Source organism: Streptomyces sp. NPDC101165, from assembly GCF_044768135.1.
Lineage (GTDB): Bacteria > Actinomycetota > Actinomycetes > Streptomycetales > Streptomycetaceae > Streptomyces.
The window spans coordinates 75,402-92,760 of record NZ_JBIWPG010000022.1 but is presented as its reverse complement, the minus strand read 5'-3'; the positions used below and the strand labels follow the sequence as shown (position 1 = coordinate 92,760).

14 protein-coding genes are annotated in these 17,359 nt (G+C 70.7%); 3 read left to right on the top strand and 11 right to left on the bottom strand.

The window, feature by feature from the left end:
• Positions 1 to 314: 314 nt before the first annotated feature.
• Positions 315 to 1,655, top strand: a complete 1,341-nt coding sequence (murA, locus tag ACIRVH_RS36775; RefSeq protein WP_393463844.1) for a UDP-N-acetylglucosamine 1-carboxyvinyltransferase — start codon at positions 315 to 317, stop codon at positions 1,653 to 1,655.
• A gap of 135 nt (positions 1,656 to 1,790) precedes the next feature.
• Here the strand turns inward: murA and ACIRVH_RS36770 are convergent, their stop codons facing one another.
• The 6 genes from ACIRVH_RS36770 to ACIRVH_RS36745 form a co-directional block, all read right to left on the bottom strand.
• Positions 1,791 to 2,072: an HU family DNA-binding protein gene (locus ACIRVH_RS36770; RefSeq protein ID WP_018549700.1), complete on the bottom strand. Its 282-nt coding sequence runs from the start codon at positions 2,070 to 2,072 to the stop codon at positions 1,791 to 1,793.
• Positions 2,073 to 2,368: 296 nt separating this feature from the next.
• The gene (locus ACIRVH_RS36765) at positions 2,369 to 3,784 is read right to left on the bottom strand and encodes an NAD-dependent malic enzyme (protein ID WP_403962872.1); all 1,416 of its coding nucleotides are present in this window, start codon (positions 3,782 to 3,784) and stop codon (positions 2,369 to 2,371) included.
• Between the two features lie 354 nt (positions 3,785 to 4,138).
• Complete coding sequence (locus ACIRVH_RS36760; protein WP_403962869.1) at positions 4,139 to 6,508, bottom strand: HelD family protein; 2,370 nt, start codon at positions 6,506 to 6,508, stop codon at positions 4,139 to 4,141.
• A 60-nt stretch (positions 6,509 to 6,568) separates the two neighbouring features.
• Positions 6,569 to 7,333, bottom strand: a complete 765-nt coding sequence (locus ACIRVH_RS36755) for an anti-sigma factor family protein (RefSeq protein ID WP_403962866.1) — start codon at positions 7,331 to 7,333, stop codon at positions 6,569 to 6,571.
• 50 nt (positions 7,334 to 7,383) lie between these two features.
• On the bottom strand, positions 7,384 to 7,968 hold the full coding sequence (locus ACIRVH_RS36750) for a sigma-70 family RNA polymerase sigma factor (protein ID WP_079071569.1): 585 nt from the start codon (positions 7,966 to 7,968) through the stop codon (positions 7,384 to 7,386).
• A 279-nt stretch (positions 7,969 to 8,247) separates the two neighbouring features.
• The gene (locus ACIRVH_RS36745) at positions 8,248 to 8,844 is read right to left on the bottom strand and encodes a CGNR zinc finger domain-containing protein (RefSeq protein ID WP_403962863.1); all 597 of its coding nucleotides are present in this window, start codon (positions 8,842 to 8,844) and stop codon (positions 8,248 to 8,250) included.
• Between the two features lie 320 nt (positions 8,845 to 9,164).
• Here ACIRVH_RS36745 and ACIRVH_RS36740 point away from each other — a divergent pair, with 320 nt between their 5' ends.
• Entirely contained in the window at positions 9,165 to 9,704 is a 540-nt protein-coding gene (locus tag ACIRVH_RS36740) for a peptidoglycan-binding protein (protein ID WP_403962860.1), read from the top strand.
• Here the strand turns inward: ACIRVH_RS36740 and ACIRVH_RS36735 are convergent.
• On the bottom strand, positions 9,655 to 10,188 hold the full coding sequence (locus ACIRVH_RS36735; protein ID WP_403962858.1) for a helix-turn-helix domain-containing protein: 534 nt from the start codon (positions 10,186 to 10,188) through the stop codon (positions 9,655 to 9,657). The two genes, ACIRVH_RS36740 and ACIRVH_RS36735, sit on opposite strands and share 50 nt — an antisense overlap.
• Before the next feature lie 314 nt (positions 10,189 to 10,502).
• On the opposite strand from ACIRVH_RS36735, the gene ACIRVH_RS36730 reads away from it, so the two are divergent.
• Positions 10,503 to 11,066, top strand: a complete 564-nt coding sequence (locus ACIRVH_RS36730; RefSeq protein ID WP_403962856.1) for a DUF1772 domain-containing protein — start codon at positions 10,503 to 10,505, stop codon at positions 11,064 to 11,066.
• Between the two features lie 93 nt (positions 11,067 to 11,159).
• On the opposite strand, the gene ACIRVH_RS36725 is transcribed toward ACIRVH_RS36730, so the two are convergent.
• The 4 genes from ACIRVH_RS36725 to ACIRVH_RS36710 all read right to left on the bottom strand — a co-directional run bounded on the left by ACIRVH_RS36725 (position 11,160) and on the right by ACIRVH_RS36710 (position 17,354).
• Positions 11,160 to 12,320: a uroporphyrinogen-III synthase gene (locus ACIRVH_RS36725; protein WP_403962853.1), complete on the bottom strand. Its 1,161-nt coding sequence runs from the start codon at positions 12,318 to 12,320 to the stop codon at positions 11,160 to 11,162.
• 85 nt (positions 12,321 to 12,405) lie between these two features.
• Positions 12,406 to 13,791, bottom strand: a complete 1,386-nt coding sequence (locus ACIRVH_RS36720; RefSeq protein ID WP_403962850.1) for a nitrate/nitrite transporter — start codon at positions 13,789 to 13,791, stop codon at positions 12,406 to 12,408.
• A gap of 120 nt (positions 13,792 to 13,911) precedes the next feature.
• The gene (locus ACIRVH_RS36715; protein ID WP_403962847.1) at positions 13,912 to 15,177 is read right to left on the bottom strand and encodes an acyltransferase; all 1,266 of its coding nucleotides are present in this window, start codon (positions 15,175 to 15,177) and stop codon (positions 13,912 to 13,914) included.
• Positions 15,174 to 17,354: a glycosyltransferase gene (locus ACIRVH_RS36710; RefSeq protein WP_403962844.1), complete on the bottom strand. Its 2,181-nt coding sequence runs from the start codon at positions 17,352 to 17,354 to the stop codon at positions 15,174 to 15,176. Before ACIRVH_RS36710 ends, ACIRVH_RS36715 begins: the two co-directional genes overlap by 4 nt.
• Positions 17,355 to 17,359: the final 5 nt, after the last annotated feature.

Genomic DNA, 17,359 nt, shown 5'->3' with positions numbered 1-17,359 from the left:
ATGATCCCGCATCTTTCCCCGGTGTGGGGAGCCAATCGGGGTGTGGGAGTGAACGCAGCTTGAATGGGGTGGTGCGGCCCGGCGGGGGCCCGTTCGAGGGGGCGGCGGGAGACGGGCGGGCGCGTGGGCGCGGGCCCCGCGCGCGGTGACCCCATGTGCCCGATGCGGAACGGTTCGTGTTGTGACACAGCTATGACGTGGCTGGGCGGCACTTGGGCCTACGGCAGGGGGGCGATCGGCGATTACCCTGTCTCTCCGGCCCCCGCGCTAAGTGATCGGCCGACCCCTGCCCGACTCATCGGAACGCGAGATACATGACCGTCAACGACGATGTCCTGCTTGTCCACGGCGGAACCCCGCTGGAGGGCGAGATCCGTGTCCGCGGTGCGAAGAATCTCGTACCGAAGGCCATGGTCGCCGCCCTGCTGGGCAGCGCGCCGAGTCGACTGCGCAACGTTCCGGACATCCGTGACGTGCGCGTCGTACGCGGCCTGCTGCAGCTGCACGGGGTGACGGTCCGACCGGGTGAGGAGCCCGGTGAGCTGGTGCTCGATCCGACCCATGTGGAAAGCGCGAACGTCGCTGACATCGATGCCCACGCGGGTTCCAGCCGTATCCCGATCCTCTTCTGCGGTCCGCTGCTGCACCGTCTCGGCCACGCCTTCATCCCGGGCCTCGGCGGCTGCGACATCGGCGGCCGGCCCATCGACTTCCACTTCGACGTGCTGCGGCAGTTCGGCGCGACCATCGAGAAGCGCGCGGACGGCCAGTACCTGGAGGCGCCGCAGCGGCTGCGCGGTACGAAGATCCGGCTGCCGTACCCGTCGGTCGGCGCGACCGAGCAGGTGCTGCTGACGGCCGTACTGGCCGAGGGCGTCACGGAGTTGTCCAACGCGGCCGTCGAGCCGGAGATCGAGGACCTCATCTGCGTTCTGCAGAAGATGGGCGCGATCATCGCGATGGACACCGACCGCACGATCCGCATCACCGGTGTGGACAGCCTCGGCGGCTACACCCACCGCGCCCTGTCGGACCGTCTGGAGGCCGCTTCCTGGGCCTCGGCGGCCCTCGCGACCAACGGCAACATCTACGTCCGCGGCGCCCAGCAGCGCTCGATGATGACGTTCCTGAACACCTACCGGAAGGTGGGCGGTGCCTTCGAGATCGACGACGAGGGCATCCGTTTCTGGCACCCGGGCGGCCAGCTGAAGTCCATCGCGCTGGAGACGGACGTGCACCCCGGCTTCCAGACCGACTGGCAGCAGCCGCTGGTGGTGGCCCTGACGCAGGCCACGGGCCTGTCCATCATCCACGAGACGGTGTACGAGTCCCGGCTCGGCTTCACCTCCGCGCTCAACCAGATGGGCGCGCACATCCAGCTGTACCGCGAGTGCCTGGGCGGCTCCGACTGCCGCTTCGGCCAGCGCAACTTCCTGCACTCCGCGGTCGTCTCGGGACCGACCAAGCTGCAGGGCGCCGACCTGGTCATCCCCGACCTGCGCGGCGGCTTCTCGTACCTGATCGCGGCCCTCGCGGCCGAGGGCACCTCCCGGGTCCACGGCATCGAACTGATCAACCGCGGCTACGAGAACTTCATGGAGAAGCTGATGGAGCTCGGGGCGAAGGTGGAGCTGCCGGGCAAGGCACTCGGCTAGCAGAGGCCGGCCCGGCCTGCGTTCGAGGCCGGGCTTCGAGCGAGAACCGCGATGGGGCGGCACCCGGAAGACCGGGTGCCGCCCCATCGGCGTCTTACTGTCCTGTGCCGTCCCGTTGACACAGGGACGGCAAGGTCACTTGCCCTTGGCCGCTTCCTTGAGCTTCGAGCCCGCGGAGACCTTCACGCTGAAGCCGGCCGGGATGTTGATGGGCTCACCGGTCTGCGGGTTGCGCGCGGTACGAGCGGCACGGTGGGTGCGCTCGAAGGTCAGGAAGCCGGGGATGGTGACCTTCTCGTCGCCCTTGGAGACGATGTCGCCGACGACCTCGGCGAACGCGGCCAGAACGGCGTCGGCGTCCTTGCGGGTCACCTCGGCGCGGTCGGCCAGCGCGGCCACCAGCTCACTGCGGTTCATGTTCTTACTCCCGTGTTCTTCTTGCCGTTGAGGCGTGAGGTGAGATCGATGCCGATGCGCTCGCGCCCAGAGACGCATCCTGCCCCTACCTGCGGCGCGAAAGCCAATCCGGCACCCGTAGGAGTCGTGAGAACACCCTAGGGAGTCACACGAAAAGCGCCTGCTCGGCCGTCACCCTAGAGGGCACCCGCCGGTGGGGGGTTCCACGACGCGCCGATGCGGGGGGGCTGTCGTGTCGATCCTCACAGCCCCTGCACAGTCGGTCCCACAGCATCTGAACCCTACGGTACGAACGGCTAGGACGCCGCTCCGACCGCCTTGGCCGCGTCGCGCACCGCTCCGGCGACCGCGCCCGCGACCTTGTCGTTGAAGACGCTCGGAATGATGTAGTTCGGGTTCAGCTCGTCCTCGGTCACCACGTCGGCGAGGGCCTTCGCGGCGGCGAGCATCATCTCGGTGTTGACGGTGCGGGACTGCGCGTCCAGCAGACCGCGGAAGACACCCGGGAAGACCAGCACATTGTTGATCTGATTCGGGAAGTCGGAGCGGCCGGTGGCCACAACAGCGGCCGTCTGCCGGGCGATTGCGGGGTCGACCTCGGGGTCCGGGTTCGCGAGCGCGAACACGATCGCGCCCTCGGCCATGGCGGCCACGTCGTCGCCGTCGAGGACGTTCGGGGCGGAGACGCCGATGAAGACTTCGGCGCCGCGCACGGCCTCCTTCAGGGTGCCGGTGAGGCCCTCGGGGTTGGTGTTGTCGGCGATCCAGCGCAGCGGGGAGTCGGCCGGGGCGTCCACCAGGTCCGCGCGGCCGGCGTGCACGACGCCCTGGATGTCGGCGACGACGGCGTTCTTCACGCCCGCCGCGATCAGCAGCTTGAGGATGGCCGTACCGGCCGCGCCGGCGCCGGACATGACGACCCGGATGTTCTCGATCGCCTTGCCGGTGACGCGAAGTGCGTTGGTCAGGGCGGCGAGGACGACGATCGCGGTGCCGTGCTGGTCGTCGTGGAAGACGGGGATGTCGAGGGCCTCGCGCAGGCGGGCCTCGATCTCGAAGCAGCGGGGCGCGGAGATGTCCTCGAGGTTGATGCCGGCGAAGCCGGGGGCGATCGCCTTGACGATCTCGACGATGGCGTCGGTGTCCTGGGTGTCCAGGCACAGCGGCCAGGCGTCGATTCCGGCGAAGCGCTTGAAGAGGGCCGCCTTGCCCTCCATGACGGGCAGCGCGGCCTTGGGGCCGATGTTGCCCAGGCCCAGCACGGCGGAACCGTCCGTCACGACCGCAACCGAGTTGCGCTTGATGGTGAGGCGGCGGGCGTCCTCGGGGTTCTCGGCGATCGCCATGCACACGCGGGCCACGCCCGGCGTGTAGATCATCGAGAGGTCGTCACGGTTGCGGATCGGGTGCTTGGACTGCATCTCGATCTTGCCGCCGAGGTGCATCAGGAACGTACGGTCCGAGACCTTGCCGAGCGTGACGCCCTCGATGCCGCGGAGCTTCTCGACGATCTCGTCGGCGTGGGTGGTCGAGGTGGCCGCGATGGTGACGTCGATGCGGAGCTTCTCGTGGCCGGACGCGGTGACGTCGAGGCCCGTGACCGAGCCTCCGGAGGACTCCACGACGTTGGTGAGCTGCGAGACGGCTGTTCCGCTCGCGGGCACCTCCAGCCGGATGGTCATCGAGTAGGAGACGCTGGGCGCCGTTGCCATGGCCGACTTCCTCTGCTTTCACCGTGTCGCGAGTTGTGCCGTCCGATCGTCGCACCTACCGGTGAGTACGTGATAGCCGCCCGGGATTGCGGACGTTTTGTTCACAGCGGGTGCGTAATTTCGGAAAAACACTTCCACCATACGAGAATCGATCAGGCAATGAAAGAGGCCCACATCACAAGGTGATGTGGGCCTCCCACACGTTCATGACACCGACCCGCCATGCTCGCCTCGCGGCAAGTGGTCCCTCTGAGGGACGAAGGTTGGGCCCGGGGGCTTGGATCGGGCCGGTGCCACACCAAGGCTAACAAACGGATCCCGTAAGGCCATTCCCGTCGGCCGACTTCACAGCTTTCAGTCCCGCAGCAGGTCGGGCACCCCCGCCGCGTCCGGTTCGTCCCGCTCTCCCGAGACCACCGTCAGCTGCTGGGTGGCCCTGGTCAGCGCCACGTACAGCACCCGCAGGCCGGCCGGGGACTCGTCGGCGATCTCGGCCGGGGAGACGACGACCGTCGCGTCGTACTCCAGGCCCTTGGCCTCCAGGCTGCCGAGCGCCACCACCCGGTCGCCGAGCCCGGCCAGCCAGCGCCGGGCCTCCTCGCGCCGGTTCATCGCGACGACCACGCCGACCGTGCCGTCCACCAGGCCGAGAAGCTGCTCGGCCGCCGCGCGCACGGTCCGCTCCAGGGAGTCCCGTGCGACGGTGCCGTGTCCGTCGTTCGTTCTCACAAAACGCGGCCGGACCCCGGTGGACCGTACGGCGGACGGCGCCTCGGAGCCGGGCATGGCGAGGGCGAGCACCTTGGCGGCCAGCTCGGCGATCTCGGCCGGGTTGCGGTAGTTCACGGTGAGCTGGAAGCGGCGCCGGGGGCGGGTGCCGAGGGCCTCGTCGCGGGCCTCGCCCGCCTCGTCCGGGTCGGACCAGGAGGACTGCGCCGGGTCGCCGACGACCGTCCAGGTGGCGTGCCGGCCGCGGCGGCCGACCATGCGCCACTGCATCGGCGTGAGGTCCTGCGCCTCGTCCACGATGACGTGCGCGTACTCGGTGCGCTCCTGCGCGAGGCGCTCGGCCCGTTCGCGCTGGGTCTCCTCGCGCACCGGCATCAGCTCCTCCAGGCCGGTGAGCTGGTCCAGCGGATCGAAGTCACGCTTCTTCTTCGGCCGGGCCGGGGCGCCGAGGATCGCCTGCAGCTCGTCGAGCATGGCGACGTCGTGGACGGAGTACCCGTCCCGCTTCAGCGAGCGGGCGACCCTGCGGACCTCGCCGGGGTTGAGGATCCGGCGGGCCCAGCGGCCGAGCCGCCGCTCGTCGGCCATGGCGGCCAGGACCCCCTTCGGGGTCAGCTCCGGCCACCAGGCGTCGAGGAAGGCGATGAAGACGTCCTCGGTCGTGATGTCCTCGTCGAAGGAGGAGCGCAGCTCGGCGGCCAGCTCCGGGTCGGAGTGCCGGCCGGCCGCGCCGGACTTCGCCCACAGGGCGTCCAGCAGCAGCTTGCGGGCGCGCGGGCGGAGCAGGTTGACCGGCGCGGTGCCGCCCAGGGCGGTGCGGCGGATACGTTCCAGCTCGGCGGCCTCCAGTTCGAGGCGGCGCCCGAAGGCCACGACGCGGAGGCGGGACGGGGGACCTTCGAAGACCTGCGGCTCGCTGTCCTCGTCGAGGGCGAGCTGCCCCGCCGGAGCGGTCGGCCCCAGCTCCAGCGCGCCCCGGGCGGCCTTCCGCAGCACCTTCAGCATCCGGTACGAGCCCTTGGCGCGGGCCGCGGACGGGGAGTCGTACAGCGTGGCCTCCACACCGTCGACGAGGGAGCCGATCGCACGGATGGCGACCTGGCCCTCCTCGCCGAGCGAGGGCAGCACGCCTTCGGTGTAGGCCACCAGCAGCGGGGTCGGCGAGACGATCAGGATGCCGCCCGCGTAGCGTCTGCGGTCCTGGTAGAGCAGGTAGGCCGCGCGGTGCAGGGCGACCGCGGTCTTCCCGGTGCCCGGACCGCCCTCGACGTACGTGACGGAGGCCGCGGGGGCGCGGATGACCAGGTCCTGCTCGGCCTGGATGGAGGAGACGATGTCCCGCATGGTGTGACTGCGGGCCTGGCCGAGGGCGGCCATCAGCGCGCCGTCACCGATGACGGGCAGCTCGCGGTCGCCGAGGAACGCCGTCAGCTCCGGGCGCATCAGGTCGTCCTCGACCCCGAGGACGCGGCGGCCCTTGGAGCGGATGACGCGGCGCCGGACGACCCGGCCGGGGTCCTTCGGGGTGGACCGGTAGAAGGGCGCGGCGGCCGGTGCCCGCCAGTCGATGACCAGCGGCGAGTAGTCCTCGTCGAGCACGCCGATCCGGCCGATGTGCAGGGTCTCGGCGATGTCGGCGGTGTTGTCGGGCCGGACCGCGCCCTCGGCGGGCTCCACCGCCGTGTACGCCCCGTCGGGACCCTTCTTGCCGTCCCTGCCGAGCAGCAGGTCGATCCGGCCGAAGAGGAAGTCCTCGAACTCGTTGTTGAGCCGGTTGAGGTGGATACCGGCCCGAAAGACCTGGGCGTCCCGCTCGGCGAGCGCGCCGGGCGTGCCGACCTGGCCGCGCTTGGCCGCGTCGTTCATGAGGAACTCCGCCTCGTGGATCTTTTCCTCGAGGCGTCGGTACACCCGGTCGAGGTGTTCCTGTTCGACGCTGATCTCCCGGTCCCGGACCGAGTCGAGCGCGGTTTCCTGTTGTGCCTGAGCGGCCACCGGGCCCCCTTCTGACGTGCTGGGCAGCCGTCAACCGTACGCGAAGGGGGCCCGCCGAGGCTACGCGTCCACTTGGACGAGCTTCTTCCCGTCGAACGTCACGACCTCGAAGTGGTCGATCTCGTTCGGCTTGAGGGCCGTGCCACCGCCGATGTAGAGCGGGTTCTTGGCCTCCTCCGTCTTGGCGTCCGGAATGCCGTAGCCCCACTTCGGGACGGACCAGGAGCCCAGCGTCTGGCGCTCGCCGTTGCCGGTGACGGCGACCAGGGAGCACTTGAGCGGACCCTTGACGCCCTTGAGCTCCAGGACCGTCGAGGTGCCCCAGTTCTTCTCTCCCATGGCGACGGTCGCGCTGGCGCCCGTCGTGCTGTCCGTGCCCGAGACCTTCTTGGGCAGCTGGTTGAAGGTCGTCTGGGCGGTGGCCGCCAGCGGTGTGGCGGTCTGCCCCGAGTCGCTTCCGCCGCTCGTCGCCATGACGGCCACCGGGCCGGCGATGATCAGCGCGGCCGCGGCCGCGACCAGGTAGAAGCCCTTGCGCCGCTTCAGCGCGCGGCGCTCGGAGACCTCGTCGACCAGCTTCTCGACCAGTCTTGGGCTCGGCTTGGCGGACAGCGAATCGCCGATCGCGGGCGTGCTGCCGGAGTTGGGCAGGTCCGCGAGGGCGGCCAGCATCGGCTCCATCCCGGCCAGCTCGTCCAGCTGCTGGGCGCACCACTCACAGCCCGCGAGGTGGGCTTCGAAAGCGGTTGCCTCGGCGTCGTCGAGGATCCCGAGGGCGTAGGCGCCGACGGTTTCGTGCTCGTTCGGAGCCTGTGATCCCTGCATGGACCCAGACATACCCGAACCACCCGTGCCGAACCCCCCGTACATGCTCATCACGCCGTCACCCCCCGCTCCTCCAGTGCCAGCTTCATGGATCGCAGGGCGTAGAAAACACGAGAACGAACGGTTCCGCTGGGTATGCCCAGGGTTTCGGCCGCCTCGTTGACGGTACGCCCCTTGAAGTACGTCTCGACGAGTACCTCCCGGTGGGCCGGGGTCAGGTCGTCGAGCGCGTCAGACAGCGTCATCAGCCACAGCGCCTTGTCGATCTCGTCCTCCGCGGGGATGACCTCCAGCGGCGACGGATCGACCTCCTGCGGCCGGGCCTGCCGGCTGCGGTGACCGTCGATGACGATGCGGCGCGCGACCGTCACCAGCCAGGGGCGTACCGAACCGGTCGCCCGATTGAGCTGACCGGCGTTCTTCCAGGCACGGATGAGCGTTTCCTGCACGACGTCCTCGGCGCGCTGCCGGTCTCCGGCGACCAGCCTGAGGACATACGCAAGCAGAGGTCCGGCGTGCTCGCGATACAGCGCACGCATCAGCTCCTCATCCGGTTCCGAGGGCTGTGAGGACATGCGATGTCGGGCCCTCGTTCCACGTTCATTGGCCACGGCCGCATCCTTGCGCACGCCCACCTCCGGTGTCCGGGGGTTCCCCCAGTCGGTCGCTCGCCCACCCGTACGGACAGGGGTGACGTGATGTTCAAAGCGAGCTGGGAGTTTTCTCGGAAGTGGTGTGACGAGCAGGACATGCACACACATTCCCACCGCGTGATCTTTACATTTCCGACACATCGCCGGAGGCGGCCGAGCTGCCCGTGGCGGACCGTCAACAAACCAGGCGCCGCGCGATGTTGCGGAAATCACTCCGGCCGCCACAAGGGTGCAATGCGACAGAAGGCCCGTACCGGACACTCAGGCCTGCGCGAGTGCTGCCCGCCGTCGATGCCGGGCGACCCGTTCACGGTTCCCGCAGACCTCGCTGGAGCACCAGCGCCTCCTGCGCCCCCGGGACGTGTCCAGGTACACAATGGGGCAGTTGTCCCCCTCGCACTCGCGCACGGCCGCCCGCGCCACCGGATCGGTGAGCAGCTCGACGGCGTCCCGCGCGACGAGCGCGAGCAGCCCCGCGCACCCGGGCGCCTGCGCCAACTCCCGCACCAGTGTGCCGTCCTCGCCGCGCACCGCACGCGGGACCGGAGGTGCGGCACGGGCGGCGACCTCGTTGAGCCGGACGAGAGCGCGCTCGTCCGGCCGTGGGTCCGCCGGGTTCGCGGGCCGCACCAACTGGCCGATGCACCCGCGCAGTTCCCGGAACCCCGCGAGCCACGAGACATCGGCATGGCCCAGCGGGGTGCCGGGCGGCACCAGCCCCGACCCGCCGATCCAGGCGCACAACGGCCCCACGGCGTCCAGCCGTTCGGCCGGGTGGATGGTCGCGAGGAGATCCAGACAGATCCGCCCGGCGTCGAACCGCAGCTCGTACGGGACCGTGGCCGTACCCAGTGCCATGTGCCTGTCACCGCCTAGGACAGGGGAACGTTGCGTCGCTCCTCATCACAGTGCCTGCCCGCACACGACTGCGGAACCCCTCGTACCGCCCGTGGCACGCCTCCTTTCGCCGCGCCGTCCCGTCCGGCCCACGGCGTTCCCCGCCCGACCCGTCCCCGGCGGGGATGCCGGAGCCCGGAGCACGGGTCGGCCCCTTCCGGTCCAGAAACCCGGACAGGGCTCGTGGCCCCTGCCCACGGCCATGACGCTGTGTCCTGCGAAAGCACCGGAGCCGCCCCAGGGGGAACCACGGGGGACGGCGGTTCAGAAAGGAAACGTTCATGAGCATGCGCACCCGGGTCGTCGCGATGGCGACGGCCGCGCTGCTGGGCGCCGGAGCGACCGGTATCGCCCTGGCACCCAGCGCGAGTGCCGCCTCGTACCACGGCATCGACGGCAACGGCGGAGTCACCGACGACTTCCAGGACGAGGAGGACCTCGGCGTCGACAACTACGCGGAGAGCAACGCCACGGCCCTCTGGCAGACCGTCCTGTACGCGGACGGCGCCCAGTGGCAGGACGAGGACGGCGACACCCACACCTTCAAGAAGAACCAGATCGACGGCACCTTCGGCCCCGAGACCGAGTCGGCCACCCAGTGGTGGCAGGAGCACTACAACATCACGGAGAACGACGGCGTCGTCACCGGCCCGAGCTGGGAGTTCGCCCAGCGCTGGCTCACCGGCCCGGCCTCGGGCGGCACCGTGACGTACATCGGTGACGCACGGAACGTCACCCTCAAGCGCGTCAGCGGCAAGTACCGGGTGCGGATCAAGGGCGCCGGCCCCTGGAAGCTCGCCTACTACGACCAGCTCGGCTGAGAACACCCCGGGGGCGGGTGGCCGTTCGGTCGCCCGCCCTGCGGGGCAGCGCCCACAGCAGCCCCGCGACCAGCAGCACGATGACGGCGAACGCGGCCAGCGCCGCCGTCCGCCACCGCCCGTGCGCTCCGCCGGCCGGCTCCGGCCCGGCCTCGGCGTCGCCCACGGCATCGGCTGCGGCGACATCCTCCAGCGGCCCGGCGGGCTCCCACCCGCCGGGCCGCCATGCCTGTTCGGCCAGCTCCCACAGCGCCAGCAGCCGTGCCTGGTCCGCTCCGGCCAGCCGGCCGAGCACCGACGCCGCTCCCCGCGGCGGCAGTTTGGCCCCGCTCAGATACCGCTGCCAGGACGACTTGCTGTACGCGGTGCGCCGGGCCAGTTCGGCAAGGCTGAGGCCGGTACGGCCCTTCAGGACGCGCATCTGCTCGACCAGGTGCCGTGCCTCTCGCGGCAGCGAATCCGGCAGGGGCTGCCAGCGTGTCATCCTCGTCCCCCCGAGTGCTCGCCGCGCCGTCTCCGGGTGCGGCTCCTGCCCACCACAGTCCGGCGTCAGCCTGACGCCCGGCCGAAAACCTCCGGCAGAGCGCACGCCCGGCAACCCGGAGCACGCGTGGTCGCACGGCGTGAGCCGAGCGCCCTCTGCCGCGGGACCTGCCTGCACCGCCGGGCCCGTTGCCGGTGAGCGGTACCCAGAACGGCGTACGGCCGTGCAGGCGTCGGCGTAGCTGGACGCCCGCGTATGCGGGTGCGCGCTTCGGCCATGTCCGGGGCCGGGGCCGCTCCGGTTGGCTGGAAGGCATGACGCATACGAGGGAAGCACGAACCAGCAAAGTCGTCCTGAGCGCGGCCACGGTCGCGATGGGCCTGATCGCCGGGGTCTTCTACATCTTCGCCTGCGCGGTCATGCCGGCCCTGGCGCGCAGCGACGACCGCACGTACATCGAGGTCATGCGCAACATCAACGACGTGATCCAGAACCCGGTGTTCTTCCTGAGCTTCATGGGGGCGCTGGCACTGACGGGTTGGTCGGCGTGGCAACTCCGCGCCACCCCCGCCGCCCGCTGGACCTGGGCGGCCCTGGCGGCCTACGCCCTGGTCTTCTTCATCACGGTGGCCTTCAACATCCCCCTGAACAACGCCCTTGCGGCGAAGGGGGATCCGGCCGCCCTCCGCGAACACTTCGAAGGACCGTGGGTGGCGTGGAACGTGGCCCGGGCGGTGGGGTCGACGGCGGCGGTGGCACTCCTGACGCGGGCACTGCTGGTGCACGGGCGCTCCAGGCAGAACCCGAGCGAGGCATCGCAGCCGTCCGCGCCGCTCACCCCCCGTCGCAGTGCACCGGGATCGCGTGCGGCGTCGTGAGGCCGACCCCGTGCGAGCGTGGGCGTGGAGGGGGTGTGCGAAGAAGCCCCCGCTCCGCCCGGCGCAACGGCGACCACCGCACCGAGCCGTCTCTCAGGCGTCCGCGTACTTCGCGTCCGCCGCCGGATCCAGCGCCAGCCGGTACCCCCGCTTCACCACGGTCTGGATCAGCTTCGGCGCCCCGAGTGCCGTACGCAGCCGGGCCATCGCCGTCTCCACCGCGTGCTCGTCGCGGCCGGCGCCCGGCAGCGCGCGCAGCAGCTCGGCGCGGGCCACCACCCAGCCCGGTCGCCGGGACAGCGCCCGCAGCAGGGACATGCCCGCCGGCGGCACCGGCTTCAGGTCGCCGTCCACCAGCACCGCGTGGCCCCGGATCTCCACCCGATGCCCGGCGATCGGCAAGGACCGTGCCCGCCCGGGCAGTTCCTGGCAGAGCAGCTGGACGAGCGGTCCGAGCCGGAACCGCTCCGGCTGTACGGTGTCCACGCCCAGGGCCTGCAGCGGCAGCGCGGTGACGGGGCCGACGCAGGCGGGCAGGACGTCATGGCTCAGCGCGGCCAGGAGCTCGGCGCGCAGCCCCCGCTCCTCGGCCCGCGACAGCAGGGACGCGGCGGCCGGCGCGCTGGTGAAGGTGAGCGCGTCCACCCCGCGCGAGACGACGGCGTCCAGCAGCCGGTCGACGGGGCCGATGTCCTCCGGCGGCATCCAGCGGTACACCGGCACCGGAAGCACCTCCGCTCCCCCGGCCCGCAGCGCCTCGACGAACCCGGGCAGCGGCTCCCCGTGCAGCTGCACGGCGACCCGGCGCCCGTCGACGCCCTCCTCCAGCAGCCGGTCGAGCACCTCGGCCATGGACTCGCTGGACGGCGACCACTCCTCGGTGAGCCCGGCGGCCCGGATGGCCCCCTTCACCTTGGGCCCGCGGGCCAGCAGCTCCACCCCGCGCAGCCGCTCCAGCAGCTGCTCCCCGAGCCCCCAGCCGTCGGCGGCCTCGACCCAGCCCCGGAACCCGATGGCGGTGGTCGCCACCACCACGTCCGGCGACTGGTCGATGATCTCCTTGGTGGCGGCGAGCAGTTCGCCGTCGTCGGCAAGGGGCACTATGCGCAGGGTGGGCGCGTGCAGGACGGCGGCTCCGCGCCGCTGGAGCAGCGCGCCCAGCTCGTCGGCACGGCGCGCGGCGGTCACGCCTACCGTGAAGCCCGCGAGGGGCCCGTGTTCCGTCTGTCCGGCCTGCTGCTGTTCGTCGTACATGGCTCTCCTACCTGGCCCGCATGCCGAACGAGCCTGTCAACGGCTCGTGACAGGCTCGGTTCGGCTCGATGTCGCCGGTGTTACGTCACACCTCGGCGTAGCTGAGCTGCGGCTTCGCCTCGGAAGCGGCGGCCGCGGCGGGAGCCTGGCCGGGGCGGCGAAGGTATACGGCCCAGGTGACCACGAAGCAGAGGCCGTAGAAGGCGAGGAAGGCGACGAACGCGCCGGTGCCGGAGCCGTAGGAGAGATAGGACTGGCGGAAGGCGAGGTTGATGCCCACACCGCCGAGCGCGCCGACGGCCCCGATGAGTCCCATGGAGGCACCGGACAGGCGCCGGCCGTAGGCGGCCGCCTCCTCGCCCTGGAGCCCCTTGGCGACAGCCTTGGCCTGGAAGATCCCCGGGATCATCTTGTACGTCGACCCGTTCCCGAGGCCGCTCAGCACGAACAGCACCACGAAGACCGACACGAACAGCGGCAGCGACTTCTGCATGCTGGCGACGACGAGCACGGCGGTCGCGGCGGCCATGCCCACGTAGTTCCAGAGGGTGATCTTCGCGCCGCCGTACCGGTCGGCGAGCCAGCCGCCCACGGGCCGGATGAGGGAGCCGAGGAGCGGGCCGATGAAGGTGAGGTACGCGGCCTGCAGCGGCGTACGCCCGAACTGGACCTGCAGCACCTGTCCGAAGGCGAAGGCGTAGCCGATGAACGACCCGAAGGTGCCGACGTAGAGGAAGGACATGATCCAGGTGTGGGCGTCCTTGGCGGCGTCCTTGGCGGCGCCGGTGTCGTTCTTCACGGAGGAGAGGTTGTCCATGAAGAGGGCGGCGAGGACGGCGGCGACCAGGATCAGCGGGATGTAGATGCCCAGCAGCACACGCGGACCGCCGCTGGCCCCGATGATGGCGAGAGTGACCAGCTGGATGACCGGCACGCCGATGTTGCCGCCACCGGCGTTCAGCCCGAGCGCCCACCCCTTCTTCCTGAGGGGGAAGAAGGCGTTGATGTTGGTCATGGAGGAAGCGAAGTTACCGCCGCCGATGCCCGCGAGCAGGCCGACCAGGAGGAAGGTGTCGAAGGACGTCCCCGGCTTCATCACGGTGAACGCGGCGACGGTCGGCACGAGCAGCAGACCGGCGGAGATGATCGTCCAGTTCCGGCCGCCGAAGATCGCGACGGCGAAGGTGTAGGGGACGCGGACGACGGCGCCGACCAGCGTGACCATCGAGGTCAGCAGGAACTTGTCCGCCGGGGTCAGCCCGTACTCCGGGCCCATGAAGAGCACCAGCACGGACCACATGGTCCAGATCGAGAATCCGATGTGCTCGGAGAGGACGGAGAAGATCAGGTTCCGGCGGGCGACCTTCTCGCCGGTCGCGTTCCAGAAGGCCTCGTCCTCCGGATCCCAGTTCTCGATCCAGCGGCCTCCCCTGCTGCTGCTCGGGGCGGGGGCTGTACTCGGGGCTGTCATGACGCCTCCACGGTGCTCCGGGGCTCGGCGGTTCGGGGTGCTGAGCGGTGATGAGTCCCGAAGGTAGGGAGGGCGCGTTTCCTGCCTGTGGCTGTGGGTGACCGGAAGGGAACGTTGCTCTCACTCGCGAAGAGAGCCGTCGGTGAGGGAAGAAACGGGGGGTCGGTCGACCCCGTCCGGCCACAGCCGTGGGCTGCGCTTCGCCGCGATGTCCTCGACCCAGCCGAACCAGACGATGCAGCTGCCGATGAACACCCAGGTGATCGCGAGGACCGGCCAGGAGCTCTCCAGCAGCCAGGAGAAGTGCAGGTACATCACGTCGACCTGCCACAACTGGTCCCACAGGGTGGCCGCGACGAGGATGCAGAGGTTGTGCCAGAGATAGATCGTCACCGCGCGGGAGTTGAGCAGGGTGACGAACCGGTCGAAGGGGCGCAGCCACCGGGGCCACTCGGTCCAGGAAGGGCTGACGTGGAGGAGCAGCAGCACGGTCGCGAAGGACCAGAGGGACTGGGCGAAGGGGATGTCGTCCAGGTCGTGACCCGGTCCGAAGCCGTGTGTCAGGGCGTACCAGAGGCCCACCGCGGCGACGGCCGGGGCCACCGAGGGCACGACGTAGCGGGGGATGCGCTGCAGGACGCCTTCCTGGTGCGCCATGCCGAGGATCCAGCAGGCGCCGAAGGTGCTGTAGTCGGTGAGGGCGGAGGGAATGCGCTCCCCGGGCAGGGTGAGGTAGCCGAACTCGAAGGCGGCCGAGAGCGCGATCGGCGACAGGATCGTCGCCCAGGGCAGCGCCCGCAGTGCCTTGAGCAGGAACGGGGAGAGCAGCACGTACCAGAGGTAGGCGCGGATGTACCAGAGCGGTCCGGCCAGTTCCGCTCCCCAGTCCGCCCCGAGGACGCCGTGGATGCCGCGCAGGCCCTCGGCGTAGGGCGGGTCGCTCAGCGGCAGGATCCAGAAGCCGAGGTGGAGCCACCACCAGCCGGGGTGGCCGTCGTCGCCCGGGCTCCAGCCCTGCAGCACCATGCCGGTCACCCCGATGGCACCGAGCAGCCACAGCGGAGGCAGCAGTCGGCGCAGGCGGCTGCGGACGACCTGCAGCGGCGGGCGCTTGAGCGAGCGGGCCATGAGGTTGCCCGCCAGCGCGAACATCACCCCCATGGAGGGGAAGACGACGGGCAGCCAGGCCCAGCCCATCAGGTGGTAGAAGACGACACGGAAGAGGGCGACCGCCCTCAGCAGGTCGAAGTACCGGTCACGCCCGGATGTGCGCCCCTGCTGCTCCGGCCGCGGCGGCAGAGTGGGCTCGTCCGTGCCGGACGGCAGGGTGGGAACGCTCACGTGCCGGGCTTCCTGGGTGTGCGTGGGTGCGGGTGGGGTGGTCATCCGGCCGGCCTCCCGTTCATGACGGGCCGCGGCCGGGCGGACTGGTTCGGGGGAGCCGCGATGCCGCCCGTACGGCGCAGCTTCTGCCAGCGCAGCCGGCCGCCGGTGAGGGCCGTGATCCAGGACTGGAGCAGCACGACGTACATGAGCTGGCGGTAGAGGATCTGCTGCAGGGGCAGCGAGATCAGCGGGGTCAGGGGCTCGCGGTCCAGCAGGAACGCGTAGGCCGCGCAGGCCGCCTGGACGGCGAGGACGCCGAACCAGGCCGCGATCGTCTTCTCGGTGGGGCCGAACACCAGCCCGTAGACGAGGAAGAGGTCGATCAGCGGGGCCAGCAGCGGCGCGACGACCATGAAGAGGGACACCAGCGGCAGACCCACGCGGCCGAACCGGCCGGAGGGGCCGCGCTCGAGGAGGGCGCGCCGGTGCTTCCAGATCGCCTGCATGGTGCCGTACGACCAGCGGTAGCGCTGGGACCACAGCTGCTGGACGGACTCCGGCGCCTCGGTCCAGGCGCGGGCCTTCTCCGCGTACACCACCCGCCAGCCGTCGCGGTGGAGGGCCATCGTGACGTCGGTGTCCTCGGCGAGCGTGTCGTCGCTCATGCCGCCGACCCGCTCCAGCGCCGAGCGCCGGAAGGCCCCCACCGCGCCGGGGATGGTCGGCATGCACCGCAGCACGTCGTACATGCGGCGGTCGAGGTTGAAGCCCATCACGTACTCGATGTGCTGCCAGGCGCCGATGAGCGTGTCCTTGTTGCCGACCTTGGCGTTGCCGGCGACGGCGCCGACCTGCGGGTCGGCGAAGGGCTGCACCAGTTCGCGCACCGTGGCCGGCTCGAAGACCGTGTCGCCGTCCATCATCACGATAAGGTCGTGCCGGGCGTTCGCCAGGCCGCGGTTGAGGGCGGTCGGCTTGCCCGCGTTGTGCTGCCGGATCACCCGGACGTCGGGCAGCTCCAGCCCCTCCACGATGCGGGCGGTGCCGTCCGTGGAGCCGTCGTCGACGACGAGGACCTCGATCGGATGCTCGCTGCGCGCCAGCGAACGGACGGTGTTCTCGATGCACTTGGCCTCGTTGTAGGCCGGGACCAGCACCGACACGGGCTCGGTGACCGGCCGTTCGCCCCAGCGGAAGCCACGGCGCCGGGTGCGGCGCGCGTGTACGGCGGACAGGAGCAGCATCAGGCCGAAGCGCGCGAACACGAGGAAGCCGATGACCGCGAGGCCGACGACGAGGAACCCGGTGATGCCGTCCGACGCCTTCACCAGGAGGACCCAGGCCTTCCCCTTCCACAGGTCGAGGCCGGTGACCGGGGTGTCCGCGCTCGGTGCCTTCAGGGCCTCGGTGAGGGTCTGGAACGCGTAGCCCCGCTGCTGCAGCCGGGGCAGGAACCGGTCGAGTGCCTGGACGGTCTGGTGGCGGTCGCCGCCCGAGTCGTGCATGAGGACGACCGCGCCCTTGCCGCGCCGGGGCGTGGCCCTGCGGATGATCTCCTCGACGCCGGGCCTGCGCCAGTCCTCGCTGTCGGTGTCGTTGACGACCGTGAGATAGCCGCGACTGCCGACGTACTCGGTCACCGGCCAGGACCTGTCGTCCATGGCGTCGGCGAAGGAGGAGTACGGCGGCCGGAACAGCGAGCTGCGGATGCCGGCCGCTCCGGCGAGCGCCAGCTGGCTCTGGGACAGCTCCCAGTCGATGCGCTCCGTGGAGTGGTACGAGAGATCGGGGTGGCCGAAGGTGTGCACGCCGACCTCGTGGCCCTCGTCCACCATGCGCCGGACGAGGTCCGGGTGGCGCGAGCTCATGGCGCCGGTGACGAAGAAGACGGCGTGCGCGTGGTGCTTCTTCAGGATGTCGAGGACCTTCGGCGTCCAGGTCGGGTCGGGACCGTCGTCGAAGGTGAGGACGATGCGGTGGTCCGGCACCCGCAGGCTGTCGACGCGGCCGCCCCGGGTGTCGATGACCGGGCCGCCGTCGAGGATCTTCTCCGGCACCTTGTTGCTCGCGGCCTCGGGCCGCACCCGGTGGTCCGCGAGGATCTCGTTGTGCACGTATCCGCGCAGCATGAGCATCGCCAGGGTCGCGCAGAGGACCAGGATCGCCAGCAGATGGCGCAGCGGCAGTCGGGGGCGCCGGGCCGTCGGGGACGTACGGCGGCGGAAGGGTGAAGCCATCAGAG

What these genes read in the sequence shown, in the direction of transcription:
- ACIRVH_RS36725 (WP_403962853.1), bottom strand. Translation starts at nt 12,320, where the DNA reads ATGTACGACGAACAGCAGCAGGCCGGACAGACGGAACACGGGCCCCTC.
- ACIRVH_RS36755 (WP_403962866.1), bottom strand. Translation starts at nt 7,333, where the DNA reads ATGCAGGGATCACAGGCTCCGAACGAGCACGAAACCGTCGGCGCCTAC.
- ACIRVH_RS36715 (WP_403962847.1), bottom strand. Translation starts at nt 15,177, where the DNA reads ATGACCACCCCACCCGCACCCACGCACACCCAGGAAGCCCGGCACGTG.
- ACIRVH_RS36770 (WP_018549700.1), bottom strand. Translation starts at nt 2,072, where the DNA reads ATGAACCGCAGTGAGCTGGTGGCCGCGCTGGCCGACCGCGCCGAGGTG.
- ACIRVH_RS36745 (WP_403962863.1), bottom strand. Translation starts at nt 8,844, where the DNA reads ATGGCACTGGGTACGGCCACGGTCCCGTACGAGCTGCGGTTCGACGCC.
- ACIRVH_RS36740 (WP_403962860.1), top strand. Translation starts at nt 9,165, where the DNA reads ATGAGCATGCGCACCCGGGTCGTCGCGATGGCGACGGCCGCGCTGCTG.
- ACIRVH_RS36710 (WP_403962844.1), bottom strand. Translation starts at nt 17,354, where the DNA reads ATGGCTTCACCCTTCCGCCGCCGTACGTCCCCGACGGCCCGGCGCCCC.
- ACIRVH_RS36720 (WP_403962850.1), bottom strand. Translation starts at nt 13,791, where the DNA reads ATGACAGCCCCGAGTACAGCCCCCGCCCCGAGCAGCAGCAGGGGAGGC.
- ACIRVH_RS36765 (WP_403962872.1), bottom strand. Translation starts at nt 3,784, where the DNA reads ATGGCAACGGCGCCCAGCGTCTCCTACTCGATGACCATCCGGCTGGAG.
- ACIRVH_RS36735 (WP_403962858.1), bottom strand. Translation starts at nt 10,188, where the DNA reads ATGACACGCTGGCAGCCCCTGCCGGATTCGCTGCCGCGAGAGGCACGG.
- murA (WP_393463844.1), top strand. Translation starts at nt 315, where the DNA reads ATGACCGTCAACGACGATGTCCTGCTTGTCCACGGCGGAACCCCGCTG.
- ACIRVH_RS36730 (WP_403962856.1), top strand. Translation starts at nt 10,503, where the DNA reads ATGACGCATACGAGGGAAGCACGAACCAGCAAAGTCGTCCTGAGCGCG.